This window comes from Saccharococcus thermophilus (genome assembly GCF_011761475.1).
In the GTDB taxonomy this organism is placed as follows: Bacteria; Bacillota; Bacilli; order Bacillales; family Anoxybacillaceae; genus Saccharococcus; species Saccharococcus thermophilus.
Map to the genome: position 1 here is coordinate 1,755,299 of NZ_JAASRS010000001.1, position 25,131 is coordinate 1,780,429.

Annotated in this window: 31 protein-coding genes and 3 pseudogenes; 5 read left to right on the forward strand and 29 right to left on the reverse strand. The window is 41.6% G+C overall.

Annotated features, from left to right (window positions below; translation table 11 throughout):
* Positions 1-204: 204 nt before the first annotated feature.
* The 8 genes and pseudogenes from BDD39_RS09105 to BDD39_RS09140 all read right to left on the reverse strand — a co-directional run.
* Positions 205-1,509 carry a 2-oxo acid dehydrogenase subunit E2 gene (locus BDD39_RS09105; RefSeq protein ID WP_166910038.1) on the reverse strand — a complete coding sequence of 435 codons (1,305 nt, stop codon included), beginning with the start codon at positions 1,507-1,509 and terminating at the stop codon, positions 205-207.
* Between the two features lie 59 nt (positions 1,510-1,568).
* A complete protein-coding gene (locus tag BDD39_RS09110) occupies positions 1,569-2,552 on the reverse strand; it encodes an alpha-ketoacid dehydrogenase subunit beta (protein ID WP_166910040.1) in 984 nt (327 codons plus the stop codon).
* A 13-nt stretch (positions 2,553-2,565) separates the two neighbouring features.
* Positions 2,566-3,561 carry a thiamine pyrophosphate-dependent dehydrogenase E1 component subunit alpha gene (locus BDD39_RS09115; RefSeq protein WP_166910043.1) on the reverse strand — a complete coding sequence of 332 codons (996 nt, stop codon included), beginning with the start codon at positions 3,559-3,561 and terminating at the stop codon, positions 2,566-2,568.
* Positions 3,562-3,585: 24 nt separating this feature from the next.
* Entirely contained in the window at positions 3,586-5,007 is a 1,422-nt protein-coding gene (gene lpdA / locus BDD39_RS09120) for a dihydrolipoyl dehydrogenase (RefSeq protein ID WP_166910045.1), read from the reverse strand.
* A gap of 15 nt (positions 5,008-5,022) precedes the next feature.
* Entirely contained in the window at positions 5,023-6,135 is a 1,113-nt protein-coding gene (gene buk, locus BDD39_RS09125; protein WP_166910047.1) for a butyrate kinase, read from the reverse strand.
* A gap of 74 nt (positions 6,136-6,209) precedes the next feature.
* Complete coding sequence (locus BDD39_RS09130; RefSeq protein ID WP_166910050.1) at positions 6,210-7,313, reverse strand: leucine dehydrogenase; 1,104 nt, start codon at positions 7,311-7,313, stop codon at positions 6,210-6,212.
* Positions 7,314-7,334: 21 nt separating this feature from the next.
* Positions 7,335-7,934, reverse strand: a pseudogene (locus BDD39_RS09135) (bifunctional enoyl-CoA hydratase/phosphate acetyltransferase); the annotation flags it as partial.
* A gap of 2 nt (positions 7,935-7,936) precedes the next feature.
* Positions 7,937-9,184 (reverse strand): annotated as a pseudogene (locus tag BDD39_RS09140) (PAS domain S-box protein); the annotation flags it as partial.
* A gap of 138 nt (positions 9,185-9,322) precedes the next feature.
* Here BDD39_RS09140 and BDD39_RS09145 point away from each other — a divergent pair.
* Positions 9,323-9,571 carry a DUF2627 domain-containing protein gene (locus BDD39_RS09145; protein WP_166910052.1) on the forward strand — a complete coding sequence of 83 codons (249 nt, stop codon included), beginning with the start codon at positions 9,323-9,325 and terminating at the stop codon, positions 9,569-9,571.
* 8 nt (positions 9,572-9,579) lie between these two features.
* Here BDD39_RS09145 and BDD39_RS09150 read toward each other — a convergent pair whose 3' ends face one another.
* Positions 9,580-10,308: a glycerophosphodiester phosphodiesterase gene (locus BDD39_RS09150; RefSeq protein WP_166910054.1), complete on the reverse strand. Its 729-nt coding sequence runs from the start codon at positions 10,306-10,308 to the stop codon at positions 9,580-9,582.
* Positions 10,309-10,420: 112 nt separating this feature from the next.
* On the opposite strand from BDD39_RS09150, the gene BDD39_RS09155 reads away from it, so the two are divergent.
* Both BDD39_RS09155 and BDD39_RS09160 read left to right on the forward strand, forming a co-directional pair.
* Positions 10,421-10,567, forward strand: a complete 147-nt coding sequence (locus BDD39_RS09155; protein WP_070104534.1) for a YycC family protein — start codon at positions 10,421-10,423, stop codon at positions 10,565-10,567.
* A 153-nt stretch (positions 10,568-10,720) separates the two neighbouring features.
* Positions 10,721-11,143, forward strand: a complete 423-nt coding sequence (locus BDD39_RS09160) for a hypothetical protein (protein WP_166910056.1) — start codon at positions 10,721-10,723, stop codon at positions 11,141-11,143.
* 202 nt (positions 11,144-11,345) lie between these two features.
* On the opposite strand, the pseudogene BDD39_RS09165 reads toward BDD39_RS09160, so the two are convergent.
* The 4 genes and pseudogenes from BDD39_RS09165 to BDD39_RS16610 form a co-directional block, all read right to left on the reverse strand.
* Positions 11,346-11,438 (reverse strand): annotated as a pseudogene (locus BDD39_RS09165) (sporulation transcription factor Spo0A); the annotation flags it as partial.
* Positions 11,439-11,629: 191 nt separating this feature from the next.
* Complete coding sequence (locus BDD39_RS09170; RefSeq protein ID WP_166910058.1) at positions 11,630-11,854, reverse strand: hypothetical protein; 225 nt, start codon at positions 11,852-11,854, stop codon at positions 11,630-11,632.
* Between the two features lie 19 nt (positions 11,855-11,873).
* Entirely contained in the window at positions 11,874-12,026 is a 153-nt protein-coding gene (locus BDD39_RS09175) for a hypothetical protein (protein WP_166910060.1), read from the reverse strand.
* 31 nt (positions 12,027-12,057) lie between these two features.
* The gene (locus tag BDD39_RS16610; protein WP_279587940.1) at positions 12,058-12,180 is read right to left on the reverse strand and encodes a hypothetical protein; all 123 of its coding nucleotides are present in this window, start codon (positions 12,178-12,180) and stop codon (positions 12,058-12,060) included.
* Positions 12,181-12,304: 124 nt separating this feature from the next.
* Between BDD39_RS16610 and BDD39_RS09180 the strand changes: the two genes are divergently transcribed.
* Positions 12,305-12,547, forward strand: coding sequence for a helix-turn-helix domain-containing protein (locus BDD39_RS09180; protein WP_166910062.1), 243 nt, complete (start codon positions 12,305-12,307; stop codon positions 12,545-12,547).
* A 4-nt stretch (positions 12,548-12,551) separates the two neighbouring features.
* Here the strand turns inward: BDD39_RS09180 and BDD39_RS09185 are convergent, their stop codons facing one another.
* The 3 genes from BDD39_RS09185 to BDD39_RS09195 are packed head-to-tail and all read right to left on the reverse strand — an operon-like array spanning position 12,552 to position 14,835.
* Positions 12,552-13,004 (reverse strand): hypothetical protein, encoded by a 453-nt coding sequence (locus BDD39_RS09185; RefSeq protein ID WP_166910064.1) that lies wholly within the window; start codon positions 13,002-13,004, stop codon positions 12,552-12,554.
* A 15-nt stretch (positions 13,005-13,019) separates the two neighbouring features.
* A complete protein-coding gene (locus BDD39_RS09190; protein ID WP_166910066.1) occupies positions 13,020-13,616 on the reverse strand; it encodes a replication-relaxation family protein in 597 nt (198 codons plus the stop codon).
* Positions 13,543-14,835, reverse strand: a complete 1,293-nt coding sequence (locus BDD39_RS09195; protein ID WP_166910068.1) for an FtsK/SpoIIIE domain-containing protein — start codon at positions 14,833-14,835, stop codon at positions 13,543-13,545. The genes BDD39_RS09190 and BDD39_RS09195 overlap by 74 nt, the downstream gene beginning before the upstream one ends.
* Before the next feature lie 289 nt (positions 14,836-15,124).
* Here BDD39_RS09195 and BDD39_RS09200 point away from each other — a divergent pair, with 289 nt between their 5' ends.
* Entirely contained in the window at positions 15,125-15,358 is a 234-nt protein-coding gene (locus BDD39_RS09200) for a helix-turn-helix transcriptional regulator (RefSeq protein WP_166910070.1), read from the forward strand.
* Between the two features lie 136 nt (positions 15,359-15,494).
* On the opposite strand, the gene BDD39_RS09205 is transcribed toward BDD39_RS09200, so the two are convergent.
* The 13 genes from BDD39_RS09205 to BDD39_RS09265 form a co-directional block, all read right to left on the reverse strand.
* Complete coding sequence (locus BDD39_RS09205) at positions 15,495-16,661, reverse strand: IS256 family transposase (RefSeq protein ID WP_166907797.1); 1,167 nt, start codon at positions 16,659-16,661, stop codon at positions 15,495-15,497.
* Between the two features lie 345 nt (positions 16,662-17,006).
* Positions 17,007-17,213, reverse strand: a complete 207-nt coding sequence (locus BDD39_RS09210; protein ID WP_166910072.1) for a hypothetical protein — start codon at positions 17,211-17,213, stop codon at positions 17,007-17,009.
* Between the two features lie 56 nt (positions 17,214-17,269).
* On the reverse strand, positions 17,270-20,833 hold the full coding sequence (locus tag BDD39_RS09215; RefSeq protein WP_166910074.1) for a tape measure protein: 3,564 nt from the start codon (positions 20,831-20,833) through the stop codon (positions 17,270-17,272).
* Entirely contained in the window at positions 20,833-21,063 is a 231-nt protein-coding gene (locus tag BDD39_RS09220; protein ID WP_166910076.1) for a hypothetical protein, read from the reverse strand. Before BDD39_RS09220 ends, BDD39_RS09215 begins: the two co-directional genes overlap by 1 nt.
* A 53-nt stretch (positions 21,064-21,116) precedes the next feature.
* Positions 21,117-21,434 carry a hypothetical protein gene (locus tag BDD39_RS09225; protein WP_061912172.1) on the reverse strand — a complete coding sequence of 106 codons (318 nt, stop codon included), beginning with the start codon at positions 21,432-21,434 and terminating at the stop codon, positions 21,117-21,119.
* 76 nt (positions 21,435-21,510) lie between these two features.
* Complete coding sequence (locus BDD39_RS09230; protein ID WP_166910078.1) at positions 21,511-22,050, reverse strand: hypothetical protein; 540 nt, start codon at positions 22,048-22,050, stop codon at positions 21,511-21,513.
* A gap of 1 nt (position 22,051) precedes the next feature.
* Positions 22,052-22,453, reverse strand: coding sequence for a hypothetical protein (locus BDD39_RS09235; RefSeq protein WP_166910080.1), 402 nt, complete (start codon positions 22,451-22,453; stop codon positions 22,052-22,054).
* A complete protein-coding gene (locus BDD39_RS09240; protein ID WP_166910083.1) occupies positions 22,450-22,773 on the reverse strand; it encodes an HK97-gp10 family putative phage morphogenesis protein in 324 nt (107 codons plus the stop codon). Before BDD39_RS09240 ends, BDD39_RS09235 begins: the two co-directional genes overlap by 4 nt.
* Positions 22,773-23,090, reverse strand: a complete 318-nt coding sequence (locus BDD39_RS09245) for a hypothetical protein (RefSeq protein ID WP_166910085.1) — start codon at positions 23,088-23,090, stop codon at positions 22,773-22,775. The genes BDD39_RS09240 and BDD39_RS09245 overlap by 1 nt, the downstream gene beginning before the upstream one ends.
* Positions 23,087-23,386 (reverse strand): phage head-tail connector protein, encoded by a 300-nt coding sequence (locus tag BDD39_RS09250; protein WP_166910087.1) that lies wholly within the window; start codon positions 23,384-23,386, stop codon positions 23,087-23,089. Before BDD39_RS09250 ends, BDD39_RS09245 begins: the two co-directional genes overlap by 4 nt.
* Positions 23,387-23,390: 4 nt before the next feature.
* Positions 23,391-23,546: a hypothetical protein gene (locus BDD39_RS09255; protein WP_166910089.1), complete on the reverse strand. Its 156-nt coding sequence runs from the start codon at positions 23,544-23,546 to the stop codon at positions 23,391-23,393.
* 65 nt (positions 23,547-23,611) lie between these two features.
* Positions 23,612-24,424, reverse strand: a complete 813-nt coding sequence (locus BDD39_RS09260; RefSeq protein WP_166910091.1) for a phage major capsid protein — start codon at positions 24,422-24,424, stop codon at positions 23,612-23,614.
* Positions 24,425-24,502: 78 nt separating this feature from the next.
* Positions 24,503-25,120: a DUF4355 domain-containing protein gene (locus BDD39_RS09265; protein WP_166910100.1), complete on the reverse strand. Its 618-nt coding sequence runs from the start codon at positions 25,118-25,120 to the stop codon at positions 24,503-24,505.
* Between the last annotated feature and the right edge of the window lie 11 nt (positions 25,121-25,131).

Sequence of the window (25,131 nt, forward strand, 5' to 3'; positions counted from 1 at the left end):
CGCTTTCCCCCATCCATAAGAAATCGCTTTCTTTTGCACTTTTAAAAATATTACTGATATTTTTATTGTAGTATATGTGCATCATTCTAGCAATGAACAAAAACGTTTGCGAGAAGACAAAGCCTAAACTCATCAAATTTCATTTAAAAAATATTATAGCACGAAAAACCCCACCACAAACAAATTTGCGGTGGGGTTCTTCCATTAATAAATCGGCGTATTGTCTTTCGATACGTTTTCCAAAATCTCTTTGACACGCGCCAGGAAGCGGCCACAAATTAAGCCGTCTAAGACGCGATGGTCAAGCGACAAACACAAGTTCACCATGTCGCGAATCGCGATCATGCCGTCTTTGACAACCGGGCGTTTGACGATCGATTCGACTTGCAAAATCGCCGCTTGCGGATAGTTGATGATGCCCATCGATTGCACCGAGCCGAACGAGCCGGTGTTGTTTACCGTAAACGTGCCGCCTTGCATGTCTTCCGGGCGGAGTTTGCCGGCGCGCGCCTTTGCGGCCAGCTCGGCGATTTCGCGTGCGATGCCTTTGATCGATTTTTCGTCGGCGTGCTTAATGACTGGCACGAATAACGCATCGTCTGTCGCGACCGCAATGGAGATGTTGATGTCTTTTTTCTGGACAATTTTGTCGCCTGCCCACATCGAATTGATTTGTGGGAATTCTTTCAATGCTTGCGCGACCGCTTTGACGAAGAAGGCAAAATATGTTAAATTGAAACCTTCGCGTTTTTTGAATTCGTCTTTGATTGAGTCGCGGTATGCCACTAAGTTCGTCACATCGACTTCGACCATCGTCCAGGCGTGCGGCGCTTCGTGTTTGCTGCGAAGCATGTTCGTGGCGATCGCTTTGCGCACAGGGGTGACTGGAATTTCGATGTCGCCTGCATGAACAGGAACGCTTGTCGCCGCCTGTTTTGGAACAGCTGCGGGTTCTGCTTTCGGCGCTTCTTGCATAGGTGTTGGCTGCGGTGCAGGCTGGGCCGAAGCAGCTGGCTGCCCACCGGCTTTCGGAATATTTCCGGATTCGATAAGTTTTAACAAATCTTTGCGTGTAATCCGTCCGCCCAATCCCGTTCCTTGCACTTGCTCCAAATCAATATTATGTTCTTGAGCGAGGCGAAGAACGGCTGGCGAATAGCGGCCTTTATTGGCCCGATCCGCTTTTTTCGGCGCTTGGACGGCTTCTCCTTTTGTCTCTTCTGCTTTCGGTGTTTCCTCTTGTTTCGTTTCCGTTGCTGTACCTTCGCCTTCCACTTCGATCGTACAAATCACGGCGCCAACCGGCAGCGTTTCCCCTTCATTGGCGATGATTTCTTTGATCACGCCCGTAAAGGAGGAAGGAATTTCGGCGTTTACTTTATCGGTCATGACTTCGGCGATCGGATCGTATTTATTGACTCTGTCGCCGACGGAAACGAGCCATTTGCTAATCGTGCCTTCGGTGACGCTTTCCCCGAGCTGGGGCATGGTAAGTTGTTCAATTGCCACGTGGGATAACCTCCTATCTCCGTTCAAATCTGCGTTTTGAATCACAAAAATCCCGCTGCTTAAAACGCCGCTAGCTCGCGCATCGCTTTTTCGACTTTATCCGGATTGACCATAAAGAATTTTTCCATCGTCGGCGCGTATGGCATCGCCGGGACGTCCGGGCCGGCAAGGCGCATAATTGGCGCGTCTAAATCAAACAAGCAATGTTCGGCGATAATGGCGGCCACTTCGCTCATAACGCTTCCTTCTTTGTTATCTTCCGTAATCAGCAGCACTTTTCCCGTTTTGCTTGCCGCTTCGATAATTGCTTCTTTATCTAACGGATATACCGTACGCAAATCAAGAATGTGCGCGGAAATGCCGTCTTGCGCTACTCGTTCTGCCGCCTGCAGCGCAAAATGAACGCATAATCCGTACGTGATGACGGTAATATCGTCGCCTTCGCGTTTAACGTCGGCTTTGCCGATTGGCAATACGTAATCGTCTTCTGGCACCTCACCTTTAATTAAACGATACGCGCGTTTATGTTCAAAGAAAAGAACCGGGTCTTCATCACGGATTGCCGCTTTTAACAATCCTTTGACATCATATGGCGTCGATGGCATGACAATTTTTAAACCTGGCTGGTTCGCAAAAATCGCTTCCACCGATTGCGAATGGTATAATGCGCCGTGAACGCCGCCGCCATACGGGGCGCGAATGACAATCGGGCAGTTCCAGTCGTTGTTCGAGCGGTAGCGAATGCGCGCCGCTTCGGAAATAATTTGGTTGACCGCCGGCATGATGAAATCGGCAAATTGAATTTCGGCAATCGGACGCAGTCCGTACATCGCCGCGCCAATTCCGACGCCAACGATCGCGGATTCGGCCAATGGAGTGTCAATGACGCGCTCTTCGCCGAACTGTTCATACAATCCTTTCGTCGCTTTAAATACTCCGCCCTTTTTGCCCACGTCTTCCCCTAATACGAAAACGCGCGGGTCGCGTTCCATTTCTTCACGAATCGCCATCGTCACAGCATCAATATAGGAAATCACTGGCATCGTCCATTCCCCCTTACTTCTCTGCGTATACGTACTTTAAGGCATGTTCTGGTTCCGCATACGGCGCTTTTTCTGCATAATCCGTCGCTTCGTTCACCTGCTTCATGACGCGGTCGTGAATTTCTTTCTCCAATTCATCTGTCAATACACCGACTTCTTTCAAATATTTCGCGAAGGAAATAATCGGGTCTTTGGCACGCGCTTCTTCTAACTCTTCTTCGGAACGGTATGCTCGTTGGTCGTCATCGGAAGAATGAGAGGTTAAACGATAGGAAACCGTTTCAATCAATGTCGGTCCTTCGCCGCGGCGGGCGCGGTCTGCTGCTTCTTTGACAACTCTGTACACTTCAAGCGGATCGTTTCCGTCTACCGTATAGCCCGGCATGCCGTAGCCGATGGCCCGGTCCGATACTTTTTCGCACGCCAATTGTTTGGAAATTGGCACGGAAATCGCGTATTTGTTATTTTCGCACATGAAAATAACAGGTAATTTATGCACGCCGGCAAAGTTGGCACCTTCATGGAAATCGCCTTGGTTCGATGATCCTTCTCCGAACGTCACAAACGCAACAAAATCTTTCTTTTCCATTTTCGCCGCTAGCGCGATGCCAACTGCATGCGGCACTTGCGTCGTTACGGGAGATGAGCCGGTTACAATACGGTTTTTCTTTTTCCCGAAGTGACCTGGCATTTGCCGGCCGCCGGAGTTTGGATCTTCCGCTTTCGCAAAGGCCGATAGCATCAGTTCTCTTGGCGTCATGCCAAAAGTTAATACGACGCCCATATCGCGATAATAAGGCAATACATAATCTTTCGTACGGTCAAGGGCGAACGCCGCGCCGACTTGTGCCGCTTCCTGTCCTTGGCAAGAGATAACGAACGGAATTTTTCCAGCGCGGTTTAATAACCACATACGCTCGTCGATTTTACGGGCCAACAACATCGTTTCATACATTTGCAATACCGTCTCATCGCTTAAGCCTAACGCTTGGTGACGATTTTCTGCCATCGAAAAAACCTCCCTTTTATTCGCTTAAAAATGAATCGCTTTTCCATCAACAGCGAGCACCGCTTCCGCCATTGCTTCCGATAGCGTTGGATGCGGATGAATCGTATGCGCCACTTCCCACGGAGTCGCATCCAGGACGCGCGCTAATCCCGCTTCAGAAATCATATCGGTGACGTGAGGGCCAACCATATGAACACCAAGCAAGTCGTTCGTTTTTTGATCGGCTACGATTTTCACGAACCCTTCCGCTTCGCCGAACACGAGCGCTTTGCCGATCGCTTTAAACGGAAATTTTCCGACTTTGACATCATACCCTTTTGCTTTCGCTTCTTCTTCCGTTAAGCCGACGCTTGCGACTTCCGGACGGCTGTAGACGCATTTTGAAATCATGGTATAGTCGATCGGCGATGGATTTTGGCCGGCAATATGCTCGACAGCAACAATTCCTTCATGGGACGCTACATGTGCTAGCTGCAAGCCGCCGATGACATCGCCAATCGCATAAATATGCGACTCTTTCGTTTGGTAAAACTCGTTCGTTTGAATAAATCCTTTTTCGACGACAATATCGGTATTTTCGATGCCGATTCCTTCAATGTTTGCTTGACGGCCAACAGAGACGAGCATTTTTTCGGCGGTAAACGTTTTTTGCTCGCCATTATGCTCCGCTTGAATTGTCACACCATTTCCTTTTTCCAACGTTTCCGGCAAGACTTTTGCCCCTGTGACAATCGTAATGCCGCGGCGTTTTAAAAGCTTTTCCACTTCTTTGGAGACGTCATGATCTTCCGTCGGCAAAATGCGCTCGGCGTATTCCAATACCGTCACGTCGACGCCAAAATCATTCAGCATCGATGCCCATTCAATGCCAATGACACCGCCGCCGACGATAATAATCGAAGAAGGAAGTGTTTCCATTTGCAGCGCTTCATCGGATGTCATGACCAATTTGCCGTCAATGTCAAGGCCTGGCAGCGTTCGCGGGCGCGAACCTGTGGCGATGATGACGTTTTTCGGCACGAGCATTTCGTTTTCCGAACCGTCATTCATTTCCACGGAAATCGTCCCCGGCATCGGCGAGAAAATGGATGGACCTAAAATGCGCCCAGTTCCGGCATAGACGTCAATTTTTCCTTTTTTCATTAAGTGCTGGACGCCTTTATGGAGCTGCTCGATAATGGCTGCTTTGCGCGCCTGCACTTTGGCGAAGTCAAGGCGTACATCGCTTGCCACGACGCCAAACGTTTCGCTGTTTTTCGTTTGCGCGTATACTTCCGCGCTCCGAAGCAGCGCCTTGCTTGGAATACAGCCGGCATGCAGACACGTTCCGCCCAGCTTGCCTTTTTCGACAACGGCTGTTTTTAACCCTAGCTGGGAAGCGCGAATCGCCGCCACATATCCTCCCGTGCCGCCGCCAAGGATGACGAGATCATATTCTTTTGCCATATCGTTTTCTCCTTTCTATCGCAAAACGGTTGTGTGTGCCACATTCCCGCCCGGATATACTTTGTCTTTTTCTTCGCCGCGCAACACGCGCAACGCCCCTTCCGCAAGCGCTCGCAACTCGTTTTCACCAGGGTGAACAATCACATCGGCAATCCAGTGAACGCGATCGCTGATTTCCTTCACAAACTGTTTTCCGTAGGCAAGGCCGCCCGTTAAAATAATCGCGTCGACTTTTCCCGCCAATACAGCGCTTGCCGCTCCGATTTCTTTTGCCACTTGATAGGCCATTGCGCTATATACTAGCTTCGCCTTTTCATCGCCCTCTTCAATCATTTTTTCCACTTTTACCGCATCATTGGTGCCAAGGTAACCGACTAGCCCGCCTTTGCCGACAATCATGCTCATTACTTCATCTCGGAAGTATTCACCGGAGAAACATAAAGAAACGAGGTCGCCAGCGGGCACGGTGCCAGCGCGTTCCGGGCTAAACGGACCTTCGCCGTCCAATCCGTTATTAACATCGACTACCCGGCCTTTTTTATGGGCGCCGACGGTAATTCCGCCGCCCATATGGGCGACAATAAGGTTCAGCTCTTCATACCGTTTCCCGAGCTGCTTGGCAACGCGGCGAGCCACCGCCTTTTGATTGAGAGCATGGAAAATGCTTCTCCGCTCAATGAGCGCAAATCCAGAAATACGGGCGATTGGCTCAAGTTCATCAACGACAACCGGGTCAACAATAAACGCGGGGATATTTAACGCTGAAGCAATTTCATACGCCAAAATGCCGCCAAGGTTCGAAGCGTGCTGGCCGGAATAGCCTTTACGCAAATCCTTGAGCATCTGTTCATTGACGCGGTACGTGCCGCCTTCGATCGGACGCAACAGCCCGCCGCGGCCGCAAACAGCGCTTAATTTGGAAAGATTGATGCCTTCTTCATCAAGCGCGTCTAAAATCGTTTGTTTGCGAAATTCATATTGATCAATAATCGATGGATAGCGCTGCAGCGTTTCTGCATCATGGCGAATCGTTTTTTCAAAAATGGAGTGTTCGTCTTCAAACACGCCTATTTTTGTCGAGGTCGATCCAGGATTAATGGTTAAAATGCGAAACTTCTGCTCTTGCAACAGTTGCTACCTCCATTTCTTGGTATGGAAGCGGAAAATATTTTCCTGCTTTTCCGCTTCCGCTTTGATTGTCCTTAACGACCGCGACGGCGGCTTAAAATATGATGGCCGTTTTGCAAAAATTGACTGCGGGACTTGCGCATTGTTTCAATGCGTTCCTCGGCAAGACGGTCTGCCGCTTTATATGTCGGGATGCTGTCGCGTTTCGCAATGGCAAATACTTTTTCAATGTTGTCGTAAATTTGTTCGATTTTTTTCATTGCGCGTTCGCGATTATAGCCGTACAGCTCATCGGCAACGTTAATGACACCGCCGGCATTGATGACGTAATCCGGTGCGTACACGATGCCCATTTCATGAATGATATCGCCATGTTTCGGTTCTTTTAGCTGGTTGTTCGCCGAACCGGCAATGACTTTCGCTTTTAATTGCGGAATCGTTTGGTCGTTAATAATGCCGCCAAGCGCACATGGAGCAAAAATATCGCAATCAACGCCGTAAATATCGTTCGGATCTACCGCTTTGGCGCCAAATTCTTCAACGGCGCGCTGCACCGCTTCTTTGTTAATGTCAGTAACGATAAGTTGCGCCCCTTCTTCATGAAGATGACGGCATAAATGATAGGCGACATTGCCGACCCCTTGCACGGCGATGACTTTTCCTTCTAATGAATCGCTGCCAAACGCTTCTTTTGCCGCCGCTTTCATGCCGCGATACACCCCATATGCCGTTGCTGGAGACGGATTTCCCGATGAGCCGAACTCCGGCGAGATGCCTGTCACATAATCTGTTTCTTGGTAGATAATATCCATATCGGCAACGGTGGTGCCGACGTCTTCCGCGGTGATATAGCGGCCGTTTAATCCTTGAATAAAGCGGCCGAACGCGCGGAACATCGCTTCATTTTTATCTTTGCGCGGGTCGCCGATAATGACCGTTTTCCCGCCGCCAAGGTTGAGCCCTGCCGCAGCGTTTTTATACGTCATGCCGCGTGCTAAGCGAAGCGCATCTTCAATCGCTTCTTCTTCCGAGTTATACATCCACATGCGCGTACCGCCTAATGCTGGGCCGAGCGTTGTATCGTGAATAGCGATAATCGCTTTCAATCCCGATTCTTTATCTTGGCAAAACAACAATTGTTCATAATCGTATTTTTCCATGTATTTAAACAGTTCCATGATAAATTCCTCCCTAATTGTTTATTTGGATGCGGAACAAACCGCGAGCGCTAACGAATACAGTTTGCTTTCCGCCGAATCGGCGCGTGATGTAAGGACAATCGGTGCCTTCGCTCCAGCGATGACGGCCCCGACTTTGGCATTGGCAAAATAAACAAGCGATTTATATAGCATGTTTCCCGCTTCAATGTCAGGAACGAGCAAAATATCTGCCCTTCCCGCCACTTCGCTGTCAATGCGCTTATGTTCCGCCGCTATAGCTGAAACCGCATTGTCGAGGGCAAGCGGTCCATCAATGATGCAATCTTTTATTTGTCCGCGTTTTTGCATCATGGTCAACGCTGCCGCATCAACGGTGGCTGGCATCGCCGGGTTGACTACTTCCACCGCCGCCAGCGGCGCCACTTTCGGCATGTCAATGCCAATTGACCGGGCTACGGCAACGGCATTCGCCACAATCTGAGCTTTTTGTTCCAAATCCGGCACAATGTTCATCGCCGCATCCGTCACAATAATGAAACGGTCATATCCAGGGACTTCAAATACAGCCACATGGGAAAGCACCTTTCCCGTCCGCAAGCCGTACTCTTTGTTTAACACCGCTTTTAACAACGCAGCGGTTGTTTTCTATCACTTGCATTATGAATCGCGTGAGCAAATAATTCTTTTCCCGTGCCGGATTCGCCGCGCAACAATATCGTCACTGGCGTTTTTGCGGCTACTTTCGCCTGTTCAATTGCTATTTTGATTTCCTCCGATGTACCGATAATATCGGCAAACGAATATTTCGCTTCGAGCGTGCGGATAATTTGCCTTGCCCGGTTGAGCTCCGCTGTCAGACGCTGAATCTCAGATACGTCATGAATCACCCCGACACTGCCTTTTAGCACCCCGTCAACAATAATCGGCGCCACATTCACAACCACGTCGCGGTTTTTCGGGCCGACTTTCATACGCACCCCGCGGACGGGACGGCGCGTTTTTAACACTTGCATGTGCATGCTTTCCCCTTCCGCGATATCGGCTGTGGCCGGCTTACCGATTACTTCTTCTTCCGACAGGCCGGTAATGCGCGTATACGCCGGGTTAATTAAAATGCCATTTCCATGCTCATCGACAACAGAAATCGCTTCCTCTGACGAATGAATAATCGCTTCAAGCATCATGCGCATTTCTTTTAAGTCGGTAATTTCCTCTGCCAGTTTCACTAATTCAGTAATATCTTTAAAAATCGCCATTGCGCCGAACAGCTTCCCAGTCTCATCGATCATTGGAATTCTTGTCGTTATAATTTTTTTTCCGTTGGCTAGTTTTACTTCTTGGTGAAATTCCGTCTGTTTCGTTTTTAATACCCGCGGCAGTCCGCTTGTCGGCAAAACTTCTAAAATGTGTTTCCCAATTACTTTTTCCTTATCCACTTCAATCATTTCGGCGGCGCTGTTATTAATATCGGTAATGTAAGCATATTCATCCACGACAATCATGCCATCATGAGACGAGTTAAAAATTAAACCGCGTCTTGTTGTTTCGCTTTTCAGCTTTGCAATCAACATTTCTTTTTCTTCCATCAGCTCCGCCAGCATATGGGCGACGGCTCCGGGAACGACGTTCGTATTCGGCGCGCACTGCGCGCGAATGTCATCCAACACTTCCTGCTTTCCTGTCGCTTCAATAACGAGGTCGATTTCCTCATTAACAAAAACACGCCAATCCGTGCCAACAGCAATATTCATTTCTCGCGCCAGTTTTATTCCGGGTGCCGTCTCATCGATATCTATTACGGCTGTTACTTGAAACACCGTCGTTTTCTGTAGCAGCTTTAGCAGCGCCGTTCCACCAGTTCCAGCGCCAACGATTAATACTTTTTTCATCGTTCTTCACCACGCTTTGGCATATGCAATTTTTTGCAGGTATTTTTATCATAACGATTTTTTCTTTGCTTGACAAACGCAGTGAAACGGTTAAGATGGTTCATGAAGCTACCTTTTTGCGAAAGGATCACGATAACGATGGTACGAATGATCGCTCTTCTTATTTTAGTGATTCCCGGCTTATTGGCGGCGCTTGGAATTAAATGGATGCGCGACACCTTATTCGGTATTTTGCATTCACCGTTTCCGTTTCTTTCCCTGCAGTTTTTAGCGGGGTTCCTTTTGTTTGCAGGCGGTCTGGCATTTATCGGGGGATTTATTTTGCATCGCGACCGCAAGCGCAATAAAGTGCAGCCGCGGTTTCAAAAACAGAAAAAAACACCTTAAACGTTTGTTTAAGGCGTTTTTTTTAATATTTCCTTCGCTAGGCGCGGATAATCAGTAAAAATGGCGTCGACTTCGTATGCAAACATTTTTTTCATTAAAGATTCTTTGTTAATGGTAAATGGGCGAATAGCAATTCCGTGGTGACGCGCTTGATGCAAAAACGATTCCGTCACTGTCCGGTGATACGGGTGCAATCCCTTTGCTTTCATGACACGAACGTATTTCCACGGATCGTATAAAGGTTCCATATACAATAATCCCGTCTCGATATTTGGCGCCAAATGATGACAAAATAGCATGCTGTTATGATTAAAGGATGACAGCACTGTCCGCTCCTCAAGCCCATAATGGCGAATCATGTCAATCACTTTTTGTTCCAGCCCCTCATAAGCAATAAGACCATTTTTTAACTCAATATTTAACAATAATGATGTCGGGTGAATCCAGGCCAGCACCTCTTCCAATAACGGGATGCGACAAACGTCGTATTGGTCGACAAATTTGTACACGGCATTAAATTGTTTCAGTTCACGATACGTAAAGTCTTTGACCCATCCCGTTCCATCTGTCGTTCGATCGATCGTTTCATCATGAATGACGACAATTTGTCCGTCTTTCGTCAATTGCACATCTAACTCAATGCCGTCTGCTCCCACCCGCTCCGCTTCATAAAAAGCGATCATCGTATTTTCCGGATGCGTGCCGGCGGAACCGCGGTGCGCGAAAATTTTTGTCATCTGTTTGCTAACTCCTTTCTATTCCCGCTGCAAAAAGCGATCATAAAAATATATGCGTAAAAAGAAAAAAATTTGCTATACTACTTTTGTTATAAACAGACGAGGTGATAAAATGCAACCGCTAAAAATTTCGTTAGAAACAGCGCAAAAGCTGGCAAAAGCGCTAGGGATGCCGATCGAACGCATTATGCACATGCCACAGCACATTTTAGTGCAAAAATTACTCGAACTGGAAAAAAAGCAAAACGAACAATCGTAAAAAGGCAGTCCACACCGGACTGCCTTTTTACGTAATCAAAACAGCAATTTCGCAAGCGTCATAATGGGCAAGAATCTATACCTCTTTGAATATGGACTCATACACTATTTTAAAAACAGTTAAGGAGGAGATACAAAATGGAAAGACAATTCATTGGAAGTTACGACGGTTATTCTGGTTATGGTTATCATCATGGTCATGGTGGGTATTATCCGGGTCACGGATATCATCATGGTCACGGTGGGTATTATCCGGGTCACGGATATCATCATGGTCACGGTGGGTATTATCCGGGTCACGGATATCATCATGGTCACGGTGGGTATTATCCGGGTCACGGATATCATCATGGTCACGGTGGGTATTATCCGGGTCACGGATATCATCATGGTCATGACAGCTTCCAACGTTAATTATCGTGGTATCAAAGAAATTGAAATTAAAATTTTTAAGTCAGCAAATAATGCTGGCTTTCTCTATGGTATAGGAATAATAATCATTCGTTGTCTTCTTCACCTAACTGGGCTTTCGCATTATAAGGATCCCCAGTTTTTGCTGGTTGACCTTTTTATATAGGACCTATTATCAGGGTAGAACGTACGAATGAGCGGGATAATGATCCCGTCAACTAAATGCAAAACATATGAGGCTGACTCAAAAGGTCGCTGAACCGACCTTTTGAAGCCAGCCTCGAGATGGAAAAAGTTTATTGGCTTAAAATCCGAGTTTTTAATTGGTTTGCTTAGCCTTTACACCTAAAGCCTTATCAAACCTAATCTTAAGACGCCTTATGCTCTAATCTTAACTTATCTGCCACCATCGCGATGAATTCGCTGTTCGTCGGTTTGGCTTTCGACATGCTTACAGTATAAATCCTTTATGTATCAAGGGTTGGAAAATTTTCAGATAATTAAATATCAACCGTATTTATAGGTATCACTTTCAGATATTTATTGACCAATAGTGTCACTAACATTATCCTATCATTTCATATTGCTCTGGACAAGTTCCTTTTTATTAAAAAACCGTATTTTTAAAAACCGCACTCATTCGAGTGCAGTTTCATTCTTCATCTGCTTCATTCACATGATTCCATTCAATGTGAAAATCATCAACATTAACTTGGACTGTACTATCGTCAATTCGTGCAAACTCCACTTCTCGAATATCAGCATTTATATTGCAAAGCATTTCATGTGCTTTTCTAATTGCTTCCTCTTCATTTGCAGCCTCAACAATTTTTGATACATTCAATTCAACCTTACCAGCTATAAAAAATTTTGGCATACTTCCCTCTCCCCCATTTTTATTTAAATAATTTCTGCAACAATTTACCTGTTATTTTCCCTGCAATTCTGCGACCGATGCGTTTGCCGATTTTTCCTTTCTGAATCGCATTAACATCACCGAGAAACTTAGCCAACGAATACAAAAACTTACGGAATTGATTAATCGTCATTCCTCTTCCCCTTTTTGCCATTTTTTGATACTTATACGACAAATTTCGATAAAACCCTTTTCTTTTGTTGTTGTTGAACAAATGAAATTCCTGCAAGTAAGTAAAATTTTTGCCGATCAGACATTTGTAGCCATTCAGACGCTTTGATAATCATGATTTCACCACCTTTTGTTAACTTAAATCGTTATTAACTATTTAAGTTAATATTAACACTTATAGTTATTATCGTCAATAGTTAATAATATGTTATAATAAAAAATAAAAAGAGGTGATAAAGGATGATTAAGTTTAAATTAAAGCAATTATTGGAACAAAAAGAAAAAACAATGTATTGGCTTTCTAAAAACACAGGAATTAGACCTAATACAATTAGCCAATGGGTAAATAATGAGGAGTTGGATGAAGATAAAAAAGTGAAGGAAATTAATGTGGAAACTTTGGACAAAATTTGTAAAGCTTTAGAATGTAGAATTGAGGATGTACTTGAGTTTATTGAAGATGAAAAAGACCACTCGAAATGAGTGGTCACATTGCTTTTGCAATCTCAACTAATAATTTCATAAGTAATGGCATCATTTGAACAAGAATATATCCAATCGAGGCATTTTGAATCATGGAATATCCTTTTTCCTTATTACCAATCATTAGCATGAGCGCACCACCAGACATGATGATAAGTGCAATTGGATAGCTAAGTCCCTTAATTAATTCAACAAGTGGCATAAACGCATTAGTAATTTTCTCATGCACCATTCCCGAAACTGTCGCAGCAGAAGCATATTTAATATCTGATACAGTTAAAACAAGCGCACCAGTTACAGTTGTAAAACCTAATTTACAATATATCCCTACTTTTTGTAATTCCATTTGAAACTTCTTTAGTAACTTCTTTTCATCTTTCTTTAGTACAATAGAATCCTTGTCGTTATTAAGAAATTCTTTAATACTCATTGTTTGTACTTTTTGTTGAAAAATCATGCTTATCCTCTCCCCTTAAATGAAATCAGAAACCATAAAAATTTGACAATCAAGCCCTTCCATTAACTTCTGTAATTCTCTTCTTCTATACTCTGTTGTAGTAATCCAAATGAAAAACGGTTTTTGTTGAAATACTCCACACTCAATTAATTTCTTATACTTCTCGATTTTTTGCTTATTTGTAATCATTTTTTGTGTATAGTCAACCTCTACAATGTGATAGCGTCCATCTTTGATGAATAAAGCATCAGCGATAATGTGTGTTTTCCTATCTTCTTTCACACCAAGTTTTATTTCATTTCTCCACGTATCTGGCGAACCAAACGCAATATATATTGAGTTTCGCATAATATAGTGTCGAGCCTGTGGAGTTTTTTTGCATACTTTTTTGCAATTTACTCTTTCACGACCTTTTGCGGAAAGGTAATAAATATTTTCTCCATCTCGAAAATGGTGAAGATATTCACTCATTTCTTGAAGGACTCTGCTTGTATTCCTTTTTGATTTCAAATCATGAAGTATCATAATTTGTGACGTGCTAAGATAATTCAGTTTCTTCAAGGATAAGAGTATATTTTCTATTCTCTGCTCCTTGAGAATCGCTCTGTTCATTCTTTTCACCTCTTGAACGAATATTTATTTGCGGCTGAATAGTCTTTTGAATGAACTTATTATCGGCATAAGGAACTTGAACTGTTTTACATTTAACCGTTTTATAGATTGCTCTACCTTGTATCAATGGTAAATCTTCTGCACCACTTTGATCTAACACCACATTTGAGGCAATAGCAGAATCAACCACAAAACAAAGTCTCCCCATACAATTCCTTTTTACCTGCGAAGAAACGGTTTGTGTCGTTGGGTACTGTGTTGCGTACACAAGGTAAAATCCGCTTGCTCTACCTCTGCGTGCTATATCTTCAAGAATTTCAACACAATCTTTATCATCAGCTATATCGGCTGCCTCATCAATTATCACAAAATGCCGTTCTTTAAATCCTGCTTCTTTAACGTCCTCATATCCATTTTCAAATAAGTAATCCATTGTTTTTGACATTTGCTCTTGAACCTTTTTCAACGCTTCTTTTGCTTGTTCAGGATTGATTGCAAAGTTTTCTGTTTGCCTTAAATCTTTGAAACGCCCTAAACTCAGACCATTTTTTAAATCAATAATTGTTAATTTCACATCATCAGGCTTTCTGTGAACCAAACAAGTTATCATCATTTTGATAAAGTTACTCTTTCCTGTGTTTGTAGCCCCTGCAACAATCAAATGTGAAACCTTCTCAAAATCATGGGTAATAAACTCACTTCTACTTGTACCAATTGGCACTTCCCATCCTTTGCATTTATTAAATACTGATTCATTAAGTGGAAACATTGTTGGCAGTGGTTCGTCATAAACTTGAATTTTTAACATTCCATCAAAAGAAAGGTCAATTTCTTTGTTTAACCTTTTCTTTTTCTCCAGTAAAGATTGAATTTGTTTCAAAATATCCTTGTTTAGCTTTAGCGATTTTAAATCATCAAGGGAAACATCAAATACAAAACGTTTTATATTCAATCCATCCTGCAAAACATCTTTCTTTACTTCAAAATCCTTAAAACTAAGCCCTAAAGGAATTTGAAAAACGTATTCGTTCCCTCCTTCAATTTTGCTTTTCCGATGAATCCGAATAGATTTTTTTACTCCATTTTCTTTCACATAGAGTCCTGTATTGTCACATATTTTTTGAATCTTTTTCGCATCATTTCCCCCACCAGATTCAAAAAATTTTGTAGCAACAAATACACCACCCATGACAGCCGATGTAAGAATTTCAAATATCAAAGCTCACCACCCCACCCTTATATATCTGTAAGATAATCCCACACAAAAAGAAGGAATAAGACAAGTTTTGAAGTAATGATAAGTAGGGATTTTTTATTGCGAATTAAATTACTGGACTGGAATTTTTAGAGGAATAAACCGTTGGTAGAAACGTTGGAATAGTTTTGTACAAGTCGTTACGTTGCATCGGAATTTTGTTTGGTATGTTAAATAGTATTTTCAAATCCATTTATTTATTCCAGTTAAATTTCTATAAACAACCCTGTTATTTTTCTAGGGAGTGGATACAATGAAAAGTCGTATTGGTGAATTGATTGACGCAAGAGGATTTAAACGGAAATATATTGCGGAAAAATTAGGGGTTACGCAGAAACAGTTGTCCAATTGGTGTACAAACAGAAATTATCCCACTGTACCAAAACTGTTTAAGTTAGCTGAAATTTTAAATTGTACCGTTGATGAGTTATACGAAAAAGAAAAAGACGAGGATAAGAATGCTGGTACCGTCAAGAATTTTGTGTAATATAATGGGGGTAGGGTTTCTCTGAAATGGATTTGGAATGAATAGGGAACTAGTTTCCTCCACACAGGAGACTGAATATTCAGTCTCCTGTGTGGAAAGGGAGAATCCCCCTATTTTGTTTATTTACAGTATTTGGTTAATGATAACGTTCTTCAAACATTCGCTCGAGGGCTTCCTGTGCTTCGGCAAATCCTCGCAACTTTCGCCCTGCCCATTTCTCATTAAAATCTTGAATGGTCAAATATACGATTTTTTCAGCGGCTTCTAAACTATTCAAACTGTTCATCGGCTTTAGACGTTTCCGAATCTCCTTGATCGTTCGTTCAATGGCATTCGTCGTGTAAATCACACTTCGAATACTGCTTGGATAATCCATAAATGTAAGGAGGACATCCAACTCATTGGCCCAAGATTGAACTTCTCTCGGATACTTGCTTGACCATTTCGACTCAAACTGTTGAAACATCTGTAACGCCATCTCCTTATTCGGCGCGCGATAAATCAGCCTGAGATCCTCGGCCACTTCAAATTGGTCTTTTTTCCGAACACGATGGAGCGTGTTACGGACTTTGTGAACGACACAACGCTGCACATCGGCTTTCGGATAAACCGCCTTAAAGGCTTCCTCCAACCCTGGTAGTCCATCGAATATGCCCAGAAGCACTTCCTTGGCGCCTCTTTGGTAGAGGTGTTGAAGAATTTCCTGCCATACATAGGCGCTTTCTTGTCCTCCCACAAAGAAATCAAGAATTTCGCGATATCCTTCTTCGTTCACCCCTAACACCACATAAATGACTTCTTTCTCCACGGTTTCGCGACGAAGTTTTACGTATAAACCATCCAAATATAAGACGGAATAACGCTTGTGCAGTGGACGAGTGTGCCATTTCTCGATGTCTTCCTTCACGACATCGGTAATACGGCTGATCGTCGCAGGAGAATAGGTGCTTCCTAGAATTCGTTCGATAAACTTGCCAATTTCCCGTGTACTCATGCCACTTTGGTACATCCTAATGATTGCTTCCTCCAGCCAGCCGGTGTGCCGTTGGTAAGGGGCAAACAACTGTGTTTGAAATTCTCCGTTTCGGTCTCTAGGGACCAAAAGACCTTCAATCCGGCCATATTGCGTATCTAGATTTCGTTGATAGTAGCCGTTTCTCATATTTGATGTTCCGGCCTGTTCTATTTCGAGGAAATTCTTGATTTCTTCCCGCATGATCAGTTCTAATTTTTCCTTTACAAACTGACGAATGACACTTTCCAGTTGATTTGCCCAGTCGACATTCGGTATACTTTTAGACATAGGTAGGGTTCTCCTTTCTCTGGAATGTTTGGGTTCAATCAGAGAATACCCTACCTTTTTTATTTTGATCTAGTAAAATGCTTTACACAAACTTTTATACATCATCATTGTAACAAAAAGGAAATGATTTTTTGAAAAATGAAAATATAGAAATGATACTTGATGGAAACAAACGATGTAAAGAGGAGTTGCAGAAGAGGAGAACTAAAAGGTGTGTATTTTGCACGTTTTATAAAAAAATTAGCCGATTTATAATGAGTTTTTCAAGCAGTAAATACCATCCCTATACCTTTATATCCCCTACTCTCAAATCGGCTAATTTTCTTTATACTGTGCAACATTTTTTCATTTTTGGTCAACCTTTGCTAGTCGGAAAGCAGATCGTTTACGCTTGATTGGTACTTTGTATTGAATACCGATGAGTTTATCGAATTTAAAGTATTCAGCCATGATTTCAAAATCAGGATAATATCGTCTAATACGTTTCATGATATCTTTACTTTCTGTATAAAGGCAATAATATTCATTATCGAGTTTCCAAACTTCAGTCATTTTAACACCTCCAAAAATAAAAAAAGACCTCTCCTAAGATGGAGAGGTTTATCGAATCACACGAAGCCATAAGGTTTTAATTTATGTATCATTCTTTCAATCGTTATATCAGCAATTTTTTCAGCTTGTGCTTTATCGAGAGTACCATTTACGGAAAATTGGAATATTGGGGATAGATTGATTTCGTTATGTACAGTAGAATTTGTTTGAGAATTTCCACCCATTAATAACCCTAAAGAACCCCTTTGGGTTGAAAGTGAAAAGCTCAATGTATTAGGAATAGCAAAAACTTTATTGGCTAAGTTATTTGATGCCTTTTCAACTAAATTAGATTGTGAGTTCATTCCGATTGCCAAACCTTCGCTAATAAAATTACCCACTTCCATCATGACACGGGAAGGGGACTTGATTTTGAGTGCGTCTTTTATCGTTTTTGAAACAACATTGGCGATTTCTTTTGCTTGTGTTTGAAGTGACCCCGTCATGGACTTCATGCCATCAATCAAACCTTGAATGGTATCCGTACCAATTGTTTTCATTGACGTTTTCCAGTCTTTGAGACCCGTTTGTGTGCCGGTTTTGATTTCTTGGATTTTCTTAATCCATTCAGCCTTATATTGCTCTAGTTCTTTTGCTGTTTCTTTTCGCAATTCCTGAATTTTGTTTTGTGTTTCAATTTTTAGCCCTTCTAACTCTTTTGTTGCTTCATCTTTAGCTAATTCGTGTTTTTCTTTCCAAAGTTTTGCATATTCCTGCAATTGTGAATCGGATAATGTGGTTAATGCTTGAATTTCAGCATATGCTTTAGGTCCCAAATCTTGTAGTTCTTCGATTAATCCTTTGTCAAGCCCACGGCTGACTAATATTTGAATGTTTCTTTGCCATTCTTCAAAAGCCTTCACTTGATTTTCAAGGTTTTTAAGCAATTGTTCCCCTGTCACGTCTGATTCTGTTTTGATTTCATCAAACAAACCCGCAAAACTATACAACGATTTTGTCCGTTCCTCAACCGCGCGATTATATTCGTCTGTTAGTTGCTTCTCACTTTCCGCCAATCTCTTGTTTGCTTCTTCGATTTTAGAAACATATTCATCATTGATTTGTGCAATTTGGTCACTGATTTCTTTCTTGACTCTATATATTTCTTTCTCCCAATAAATTCGTTCCTCTGTTCCTTGTTTGTATCGTTTTGCAACCGTATTAAGCGACTCTAGTTCTTGCATTAGCGAAAGCTGGTTGTAGTATTTCTTTTCTTCGAACCAGCGTTTTTCATTTTCGAAATTGCGTTTTGTGATTTCGTCTTTCACACGAGCATATTCTTTTTCGGCTTCCATGCGCTCTTTGGTACCTTTTTTGAACTGTTTAGCGAGATTGTTCCACCACTGTAATTCTTGCTCAAGGGAAACATTACGGATTTGCTTTTGATACTCGATGGCTTGTTTCCCTTGTTCAAAAGTTTTCCTAGCGATTTCCGCTGTTTTCTTAGCCTGTTCATCTTGAACCTTTTTGATTTCTAAATTGATCTTACGAATTTGGTCAGATGTTTTGGCGTATTCTTTTGAAATTGCACGCAGTTTAGAGACATACTGACTTTCATCAATTTTTCCGATTTTAAAGTTGTACTGAGCCGCTTTAAACTGCTCTTCAAACGCTTTTTTCGCCGATTCTGCTACCTTTTTCGCCGATTTTTCAACGTCTTTCTTTTTCGATTCAATACCTTTTGCAAAACCGATGGTTGTCCATTGTCCGACTTCCATCATTACTCTTGATGGAGAGCGAATGCCGAGAATTTTCTTCGCCCATGCTGGAATATTTCTTGCAATTTCTTCGACCCTTTTCTTAATTGATCCAACCATTGAACTGATTCCGTTAATAAGACCTTGTATGATGTCTTTCCCGATAGAAAACAAATTAATCCCTTTTAAGAAACTCACAGCGCTATTCCACATGCTTGTTATTATCGATTTGATACCGCTCATGATGGAAGAAACAGCGCTTTTCATAGAGGAAAATGCGCTACTTACCGCTGATTTTGCTGTGTTTACCGCTGTTGAAATAGACGATTTGATTCCATTCCAAACGGATAAAGCAGTTGATTTGATGCTATTGAAAATACTTGATACATTTGATTTTACTGAGTTAAAGACTGAGGAAACAATGCTGGAAATACTATGTATTGTAGAAGAAATTGATGATTTAATTCCATTCCAAATATTGCTCACTGTAGTTTTTATCGAATTAAGAGTGTTGGAAATAGCATTTTTAATATTGTTCCAAATGCTTTGGATATTTGAGCTTATGCCATTAAGAGTTGTAGAAATTGTACTTTTTATACTGTTCCATATTGTACTAACTAACGTTTTAATCCCATTCCAAACGGTTGAAAAGATGTTCTTTACAATCTCAAGCGATGCTTTGATGATATTTTGAATTCCGTTTGTGGCGTTTTTAATGAATCCACCTATTGTATCCCAAACACCTTTTGCGATATTTTTTATGCCTTCCCATGCACCCTTCCAGTCACCGGAAATGAGGGAAAGAACGGTTTTGATAACGCCACGCAAAATTTCAAGCAGTCCTTTAATTGTTTGAGATGCTGCTTCCCACGCTACTTTTGCTGTTGCGGAAATTTCATCACCGTATTGCTTCCAAATGTTTTTTCCGAATGTAATAAAATCGGAAATGATTTGTTTTATAATTCCGATGTTTTGGGTAATAGATGAGGTGACTTGTGGCGGAAGAATTTCTTGAATAACACCTTTCCAACCAGCGTTCTTGAAGGCATCTGAAATGCGGTTTACGAAATCGATGATAGTCGGAAGGAATGATTTTATTCTCTCGAATAGGTCACTTGTCAGCATTGCAGTGAAGGATTTAAGATTGTCCTTTAGCGTTGACATCAAACCGTTGAACGTTTGCGATTGTTTCTGCATTGCTCCGCCAAAACGCTCTCCCATACCTTTGACAAGCGCTGGAATTACATCTTTCGCCATGAGCTTGCCTTGTTGGGACATTTGCATTAGCTCAGGGATTGATTTATGCATTGTTTTTGAAAGAATTTCCCATGCAGGGATTCCTCGCTCCGCCAGTTGGTTCATTTCTTCTGCTGACGCTTTTCCTTTTGCACTCATCTGAAAGAGTGCCATTGAGACACCCTCAAGTTCTTCCTGTCCTCCACCAACTGCAGAAACAGCATCACCGACTGCAATCAATGTTTCTTTGCGTTTTTCTCCTTCAAATCCAGCCATATTAAGAAGCTTTGCCGACTTGTCCAATCCTTCAAATTCGAATGGCGTTTTTGCCCCCAATTGGACGAGATCGTTTATTGTTTTCTTTGCCTCATCAGCACTACCAAGCAAAGTAGTCCACGCAATTTGCGATTGCTCCATCATTGCATTGAAGTCAATTCCTGTTTTCGCTGCCATCGTTCCAACGGCCGCGATGGATGCACCAAGTCCTGCAATTGTACCAGTTGCAAGTGCGCCCAATCGGCTTCCCCATCTTCCTGCTCCTGACTCAAAATTTCGTATATCTCTTTCCGCAGCACTCATTTTCGATGTAAATTTCGAATCATCAAGCACTATTTCAGCTTTATAGGTTCCTAGATCAACTGTTGCCATCAGTTATCACCTGCCTTCTTATAGCCGGATACCTTACGAAGTTTGTTAAAATCTGGTGTTGTCTGTTTCAATCGCTCCACTTTTTCGAGATATTCTCGTCCCTCTGGCGTACTCATAAGGTCAAACATTTGATAATGCTTCAGATAAGACAAAAAAATCGCATACGGAAGGTTCATAATTTCCGCATGCGACATTCGAGTTTTCATATTGAGATATGCTATTTTCTCCATGAACTCAATTCCATCGCTTCCTTTTCTCTCTTCCCCCGGAAGCGATGGCATCATCAGTTTGGGTTAGTGTTAATCTCCGTCATTTTTTGTTGATATACTTCAACTACTTTTTTCATCTGTACAGGTGAAAATTTTTCAAGTACTTCATCAATTGTAACTTTCCGTTCGCCTTGAGAAAGGAGCAAAGATACCATTTCTGCAAGAAGGTGAATTTGTTCTTCTGCATTTTTTGCTTTTTTCACTTTGTTTTCAATAGCAACCATTTGTAAAACAAGTTGGGTAGATGGTGACGAAGGTGTTTCGAAAACTTCACCACCAATTTTGAATTGAATCGGTTCAGAAACGAGTAAATCTAAATCAATAATGTTCATATATTTTCAACCTCCTATTTTTTCGTCAGACATAAAAAAGGAAGGGAATATAATACTCCCTTCCTTATAGAAAGAATTAAATTTCCTCGATAATTTCAACAAGGTTGCCATCATTTCTTCCTGTAACTGCCAACGCCTTAAACTCAGCATCAAGTACGACTTCTTTTTCAGGATCAAAAGTAATTTCAAATCCTGATTGAGCTTGCGCACGGAAGATGTTTACTGTTAATGTTTTACCATCCGGTTTTGTATGTACAAAACGAAGGTAGTTAACAGGTACATTTTTAAGTCCACCAATACCAATGCGTCTTGTACCAGCTGTTGTATCTTCAGAATAACTTGCGGCACTTAATTTCGATAAATTCTCAAGATTCCACGTCAAAATTCCTGATTTGAACGTTACTTCTTCTTTTGTTAGAAAACTCATTATGGTTCCTCTATTGGCACTTTCCACGTCATGAAACGTTGGTTTATACGTCAATGTGGCTCCGCCCGAAATAGCTCCAACGTTTACAAGTGCAGTTTGAATTTCTTGCTCTGTAGCGTTTGGATCAACTTGACCTAAGAAAAGATCACCCGAACCTAGAAGAATCGTATTTTCTTGTACAGTTGCCATATTAAATCATCTCCTTTACTTTTATATGAAAAATAAGCAATTGCTCATATACGTTTAAATCATCAACATACAAAACGCCACCGCCAATGTGTTTTGCGTAGTATATCGCTACATCATTGACAGTGAATGGCTTATCTTTTGCACGAAAATGCAATAAATCTATCACTCTTTTAGCGATTTTCTCCATCTCAACTACATTTTTAGAGACGATGCGAATATCGCATCTGTATGTATCGACTTCTCCTGCTTCATATGGTGAAATCTCGAATACAATGTATGGATAATCTTCACGATTGTTCGGAATCATTGCAGAAATGCGCTTGTTTTTTGGTGTATAACCAACAAGCGAAACTAATTGTTCATCAGACACAAGAAGGGAATGAATGATTTGTGAAATCGTCATTGAACATTCATTCCCTTCTCGATAATTTCTTTGATTTTATCCTTGTTTTCCTCAATTGCAGGGCGCAAATATGGCTGCGGTTTGATATTCTTACTCGCCACGCCAAATTCGACATACGGAGCGTATTCAACATTTGTGCCGATATACGCTTTTGATTGTGTTTCACTGTTTTCGGTTTGATGTGTGATTGATCTTCGCAAATGTCCTGTATCCACTGGTGCACGAAGTTTTGCTTCTGCTTCCACAAAAACAGCAATTTGCTGTATTGTTTTCTCACGTCTTTCCCTCATTTTTTGAATTTCTTCTTGAAAGCGACTCATTAAGCATCATCCTTTTTAATTAGCACTTCATAGTGACGGTCAAAATCCATTACGCCAGTGATTGTGTAATTTTTATCCTTATACTCGATTTTTTCACCGAGTTTTAAGCGTTCATCCGGCTTTGTGAAAAGTCTATATTGTACATCGACTATAATTCCGTAACGATTTTCAGCTAATTTTGATGAATAAGGTTCAATTTCGCATTGAATAGGGATTTTTGCAGGAATCGTTTCATAAATCGGCTCTCCGAAGTCATTCCAGCCAACTAATACTTCTTCTCCTTCACCGTGAAGATACACTGTTTTTGTTAGTCTCATACGACTTTCACCCTTCGATACCGATTCAATTGAGCGAGAATATCATCGGGCAAGGATTCACGATACGTTTCGGAAAGAGAGCCTTTTGATTCGCTTTTCACATTTTCTACACCGTTCATTCGATAACGATAAACGGCAATATCTTCAATCACTTCATCGAGTTCAACAGGAATTTCATCGATATTGCAATAATTTTTCACGAACTTTTCTGCACGAGAAAGGTATAGATTGAGCAAGGAATCTTGAGAAGTATCAAAAATGCCTAGCAATGTTTTTACATTTTCTAATGAAGCCATCTAATCACCCCTTTTTAGCCGGGGATTTCTTAGAAGTTTGCTTTGATTGCTCTTTTTCTTCTTTAACTTCCTCATAATCATCATCATTATGAAGCCGTTTAATGTGGTCTTCGTCTACAATTTCCCAAACAAGACCTGTTTTCTTGTTACGAAATAGCAAAACTCATCACCTCATTTCAAAATAAAAAACGAGCAGGAAAGTCCTGCCCGTCAAAGGAGTATGTATTAAGCAATTGTAGCAGTAAGTACTGCTAATGCCTCTGGACGAAGCACAGTAGCACCATAAACAGCCAACCCACGTACACCATCGCTAAACGAATCTTGCAAACGCATTGCTTCAACGTTATCAATTTGCTTTCCGTATCCGATTGCAGATTGATGGAGTGCTAGGATTTTATACTTACCACTTACATTTGCAATTTCTTCAGATACGACAACTTGCATACCATTAATTTTTTGTCCTTCCACAACACCATTTTCAAGAACTGTCGGATTTGCAGTGAAGCGAGCATCTTTAGACAATAATCCGAGAACTTGAGCATTCACAACAACGAAACGGTTTGTCATAGGCACTTTTTTGTTGGAAAGTTTTGTCCCTAAATCGACGATGTAATCATATACATTCGTTTTATCTAATGTAACTGGAGTTGTATCATCACCAATAGTGTTGCCTACTTGAACATCAGTGTAGAAAGAAAGAACGTATTTATCGATTGTTTCTTGAAGCGTTGCGGCTGCTTCTGCTGTGTGAGCGTCAACAAGATCACCTGCGGCTTGTGCTTTGTCTACATCATCAACAGTGAAGGCAAAATATTTTTTCTGATCGAGATTTAATTCAACTGGTGTAGTGTTGACTTCATCCCACGTAATTGTTCCAGTGTAATCTTTTACCGTTACTGCGCCAACACGGTTGAAAATAACTTTGTTTCCTTTGATTTCAGTCGGTTTTGTTGCAATTACCTCCGCAACGGAAGTTTTGTGGAAGTTAGCTAATAAACGAGCTTCCCAAATAGATGGAATGAAAGATTGTACTGACATTTAACATCATCCTTTCTGATTTTTTAAATTTTTTAATGGAAAATAAAAAGAACTTGCATTTGCAAGTCCTTGAATAAACTAGATATTTTTTAATTGATCCTTAATTAAATCCCAATTTTTCTGAATTTCTTCTGGTGTCATCGCCAGAAGTTGTTCGCGGGTAAATGTTTGAGTTTTGACATTTGAATCTTTCGGGTTCACACCGTTTGTTTTGAGTTTTTCTTCGACAAGTGCTTGAAGATTTTGTGTCCACACTTCCTCAAATGTAGCAAGATTTTGAAGTGTAGACTCCTCGTCTTGACCAATTAGAAAATCAATGAGTTGAACTGGAAGCTTTTTCTCTGTTGCAAGCGTGAGTGCTTTATTTTTCAATGCTTCACGCAGTTTTTCTTGTTCCATTTGTTGAATTTTCGCTTCCAATTCTTTCAATTTCACATCTTTTGGATCAGCTTCAGGGAAACGTTTTTTAATTTCTTCGTCAATCAGTTTTTGAAGATTATTACGTTTCCAAGTTTCAAGCCCTTTCGAAAAATGCTTGTCTTTTTCGGAATCGAAGAATTTCTTCAACTCTTCATTTTCCGTAAGCATTTGTTGCACCTCTTGCACGCTAATTTGTTTTAAGCCCGCAAGATATGCCTTTACTTCCTCATTATCTTTGTTTTGCTCAAAAAACTTTTTAACATCTTCTAAATTCATGAAAATTACCT

What these genes read in the sequence shown, in the direction of transcription:
- BDD39_RS09145 (WP_166910052.1), top strand. Translation starts at nt 9,323, where the DNA reads ATGGTACGAATGATCGCTCTTCTTATTTTAGTGATTCCCGGCTTATTG.
- BDD39_RS09250 (WP_166910087.1), bottom strand. Translation starts at nt 23,386, where the DNA reads ATGGCTTCATTAGAAAATGTAAAAACATTGCTAGGCATTTTTGATACT.
- BDD39_RS09230 (WP_166910078.1), bottom strand. Translation starts at nt 22,050, where the DNA reads ATGGCAACTGTACAAGAAAATACGATTCTTCTAGGTTCGGGTGATCTT.
- BDD39_RS09225 (WP_061912172.1), bottom strand. Translation starts at nt 21,434, where the DNA reads ATGAACATTATTGATTTAGATTTACTCGTTTCTGAACCGATTCAATTC.
- BDD39_RS09245 (WP_166910085.1), bottom strand. Translation starts at nt 23,090, where the DNA reads ATGAGACTAACAAAAACAGTGTATCTTCACGGTGAAGGAGAAGAAGTA.
- BDD39_RS09260 (WP_166910091.1), bottom strand. Translation starts at nt 24,424, where the DNA reads ATGTCAGTACAATCTTTCATTCCATCTATTTGGGAAGCTCGTTTATTA.
- BDD39_RS09115 (WP_166910043.1), bottom strand. Translation starts at nt 3,561, where the DNA reads ATGGCAGAAAATCGTCACCAAGCGTTAGGCTTAAGCGATGAGACGGTA.
- lpdA (WP_166910045.1), bottom strand. Translation starts at nt 5,007, where the DNA reads ATGGCAAAAGAATATGATCTCGTCATCCTTGGCGGCGGCACGGGAGGA.
- BDD39_RS09185 (WP_166910064.1), bottom strand. Translation starts at nt 13,004, where the DNA reads ATGATTTTTCAACAAAAAGTACAAACAATGAGTATTAAAGAATTTCTT.
- BDD39_RS09215 (WP_166910074.1), bottom strand. Translation starts at nt 20,833, where the DNA reads ATGGCAACAGTTGATCTAGGAACCTATAAAGCTGAAATAGTGCTTGAT.
- BDD39_RS09265 (WP_166910100.1), bottom strand. Translation starts at nt 25,120, where the DNA reads ATGAATTTAGAAGATGTTAAAAAGTTTTTTGAGCAAAACAAAGATAAT.
- BDD39_RS09130 (WP_166910050.1), bottom strand. Translation starts at nt 7,313, where the DNA reads ATGGAACTGTTTAAATACATGGAAAAATACGATTATGAACAATTGTTG.
- BDD39_RS16610 (WP_279587940.1), bottom strand. Translation starts at nt 12,180, where the DNA reads ATGATTATCAAAGCGTCTGAATGGCTACAAATGTCTGATCGGCAAAAA.
- BDD39_RS09155 (WP_070104534.1), top strand. Translation starts at nt 10,421, where the DNA reads ATGCAACCGCTAAAAATTTCGTTAGAAACAGCGCAAAAGCTGGCAAAA.
- BDD39_RS09240 (WP_166910083.1), bottom strand. Translation starts at nt 22,773, where the DNA reads ATGAGTCGCTTTCAAGAAGAAATTCAAAAAATGAGGGAAAGACGTGAG.
- BDD39_RS09150 (WP_166910054.1), bottom strand. Translation starts at nt 10,308, where the DNA reads ATGACAAAAATTTTCGCGCACCGCGGTTCCGCCGGCACGCATCCGGAA.
- BDD39_RS09180 (WP_166910062.1), top strand. Translation starts at nt 12,305, where the DNA reads ATGATTAAGTTTAAATTAAAGCAATTATTGGAACAAAAAGAAAAAACA.
- BDD39_RS09235 (WP_166910080.1), bottom strand. Translation starts at nt 22,453, where the DNA reads ATGACGATTTCACAAATCATTCATTCCCTTCTTGTGTCTGATGAACAA.
- BDD39_RS09110 (WP_166910040.1), bottom strand. Translation starts at nt 2,552, where the DNA reads ATGCCAGTGATTTCCTATATTGATGCTGTGACGATGGCGATTCGTGAA.
- BDD39_RS09170 (WP_166910058.1), bottom strand. Translation starts at nt 11,854, where the DNA reads ATGCCAAAATTTTTTATAGCTGGTAAGGTTGAATTGAATGTATCAAAA.
- BDD39_RS09220 (WP_166910076.1), bottom strand. Translation starts at nt 21,063, where the DNA reads ATGGAGAAAATAGCATATCTCAATATGAAAACTCGAATGTCGCATGCG.
- BDD39_RS09205 (WP_166907797.1), bottom strand. Translation starts at nt 16,661, where the DNA reads ATGTCTAAAAGTATACCGAATGTCGACTGGGCAAATCAACTGGAAAGT.
- BDD39_RS09200 (WP_166910070.1), top strand. Translation starts at nt 15,125, where the DNA reads ATGAAAAGTCGTATTGGTGAATTGATTGACGCAAGAGGATTTAAACGG.
- BDD39_RS09190 (WP_166910066.1), bottom strand. Translation starts at nt 13,616, where the DNA reads ATGAACAGAGCGATTCTCAAGGAGCAGAGAATAGAAAATATACTCTTA.
- BDD39_RS09175 (WP_166910060.1), bottom strand. Translation starts at nt 12,026, where the DNA reads ATGACGATTAATCAATTCCGTAAGTTTTTGTATTCGTTGGCTAAGTTT.
- BDD39_RS09210 (WP_166910072.1), bottom strand. Translation starts at nt 17,213, where the DNA reads ATGACTGAAGTTTGGAAACTCGATAATGAATATTATTGCCTTTATACA.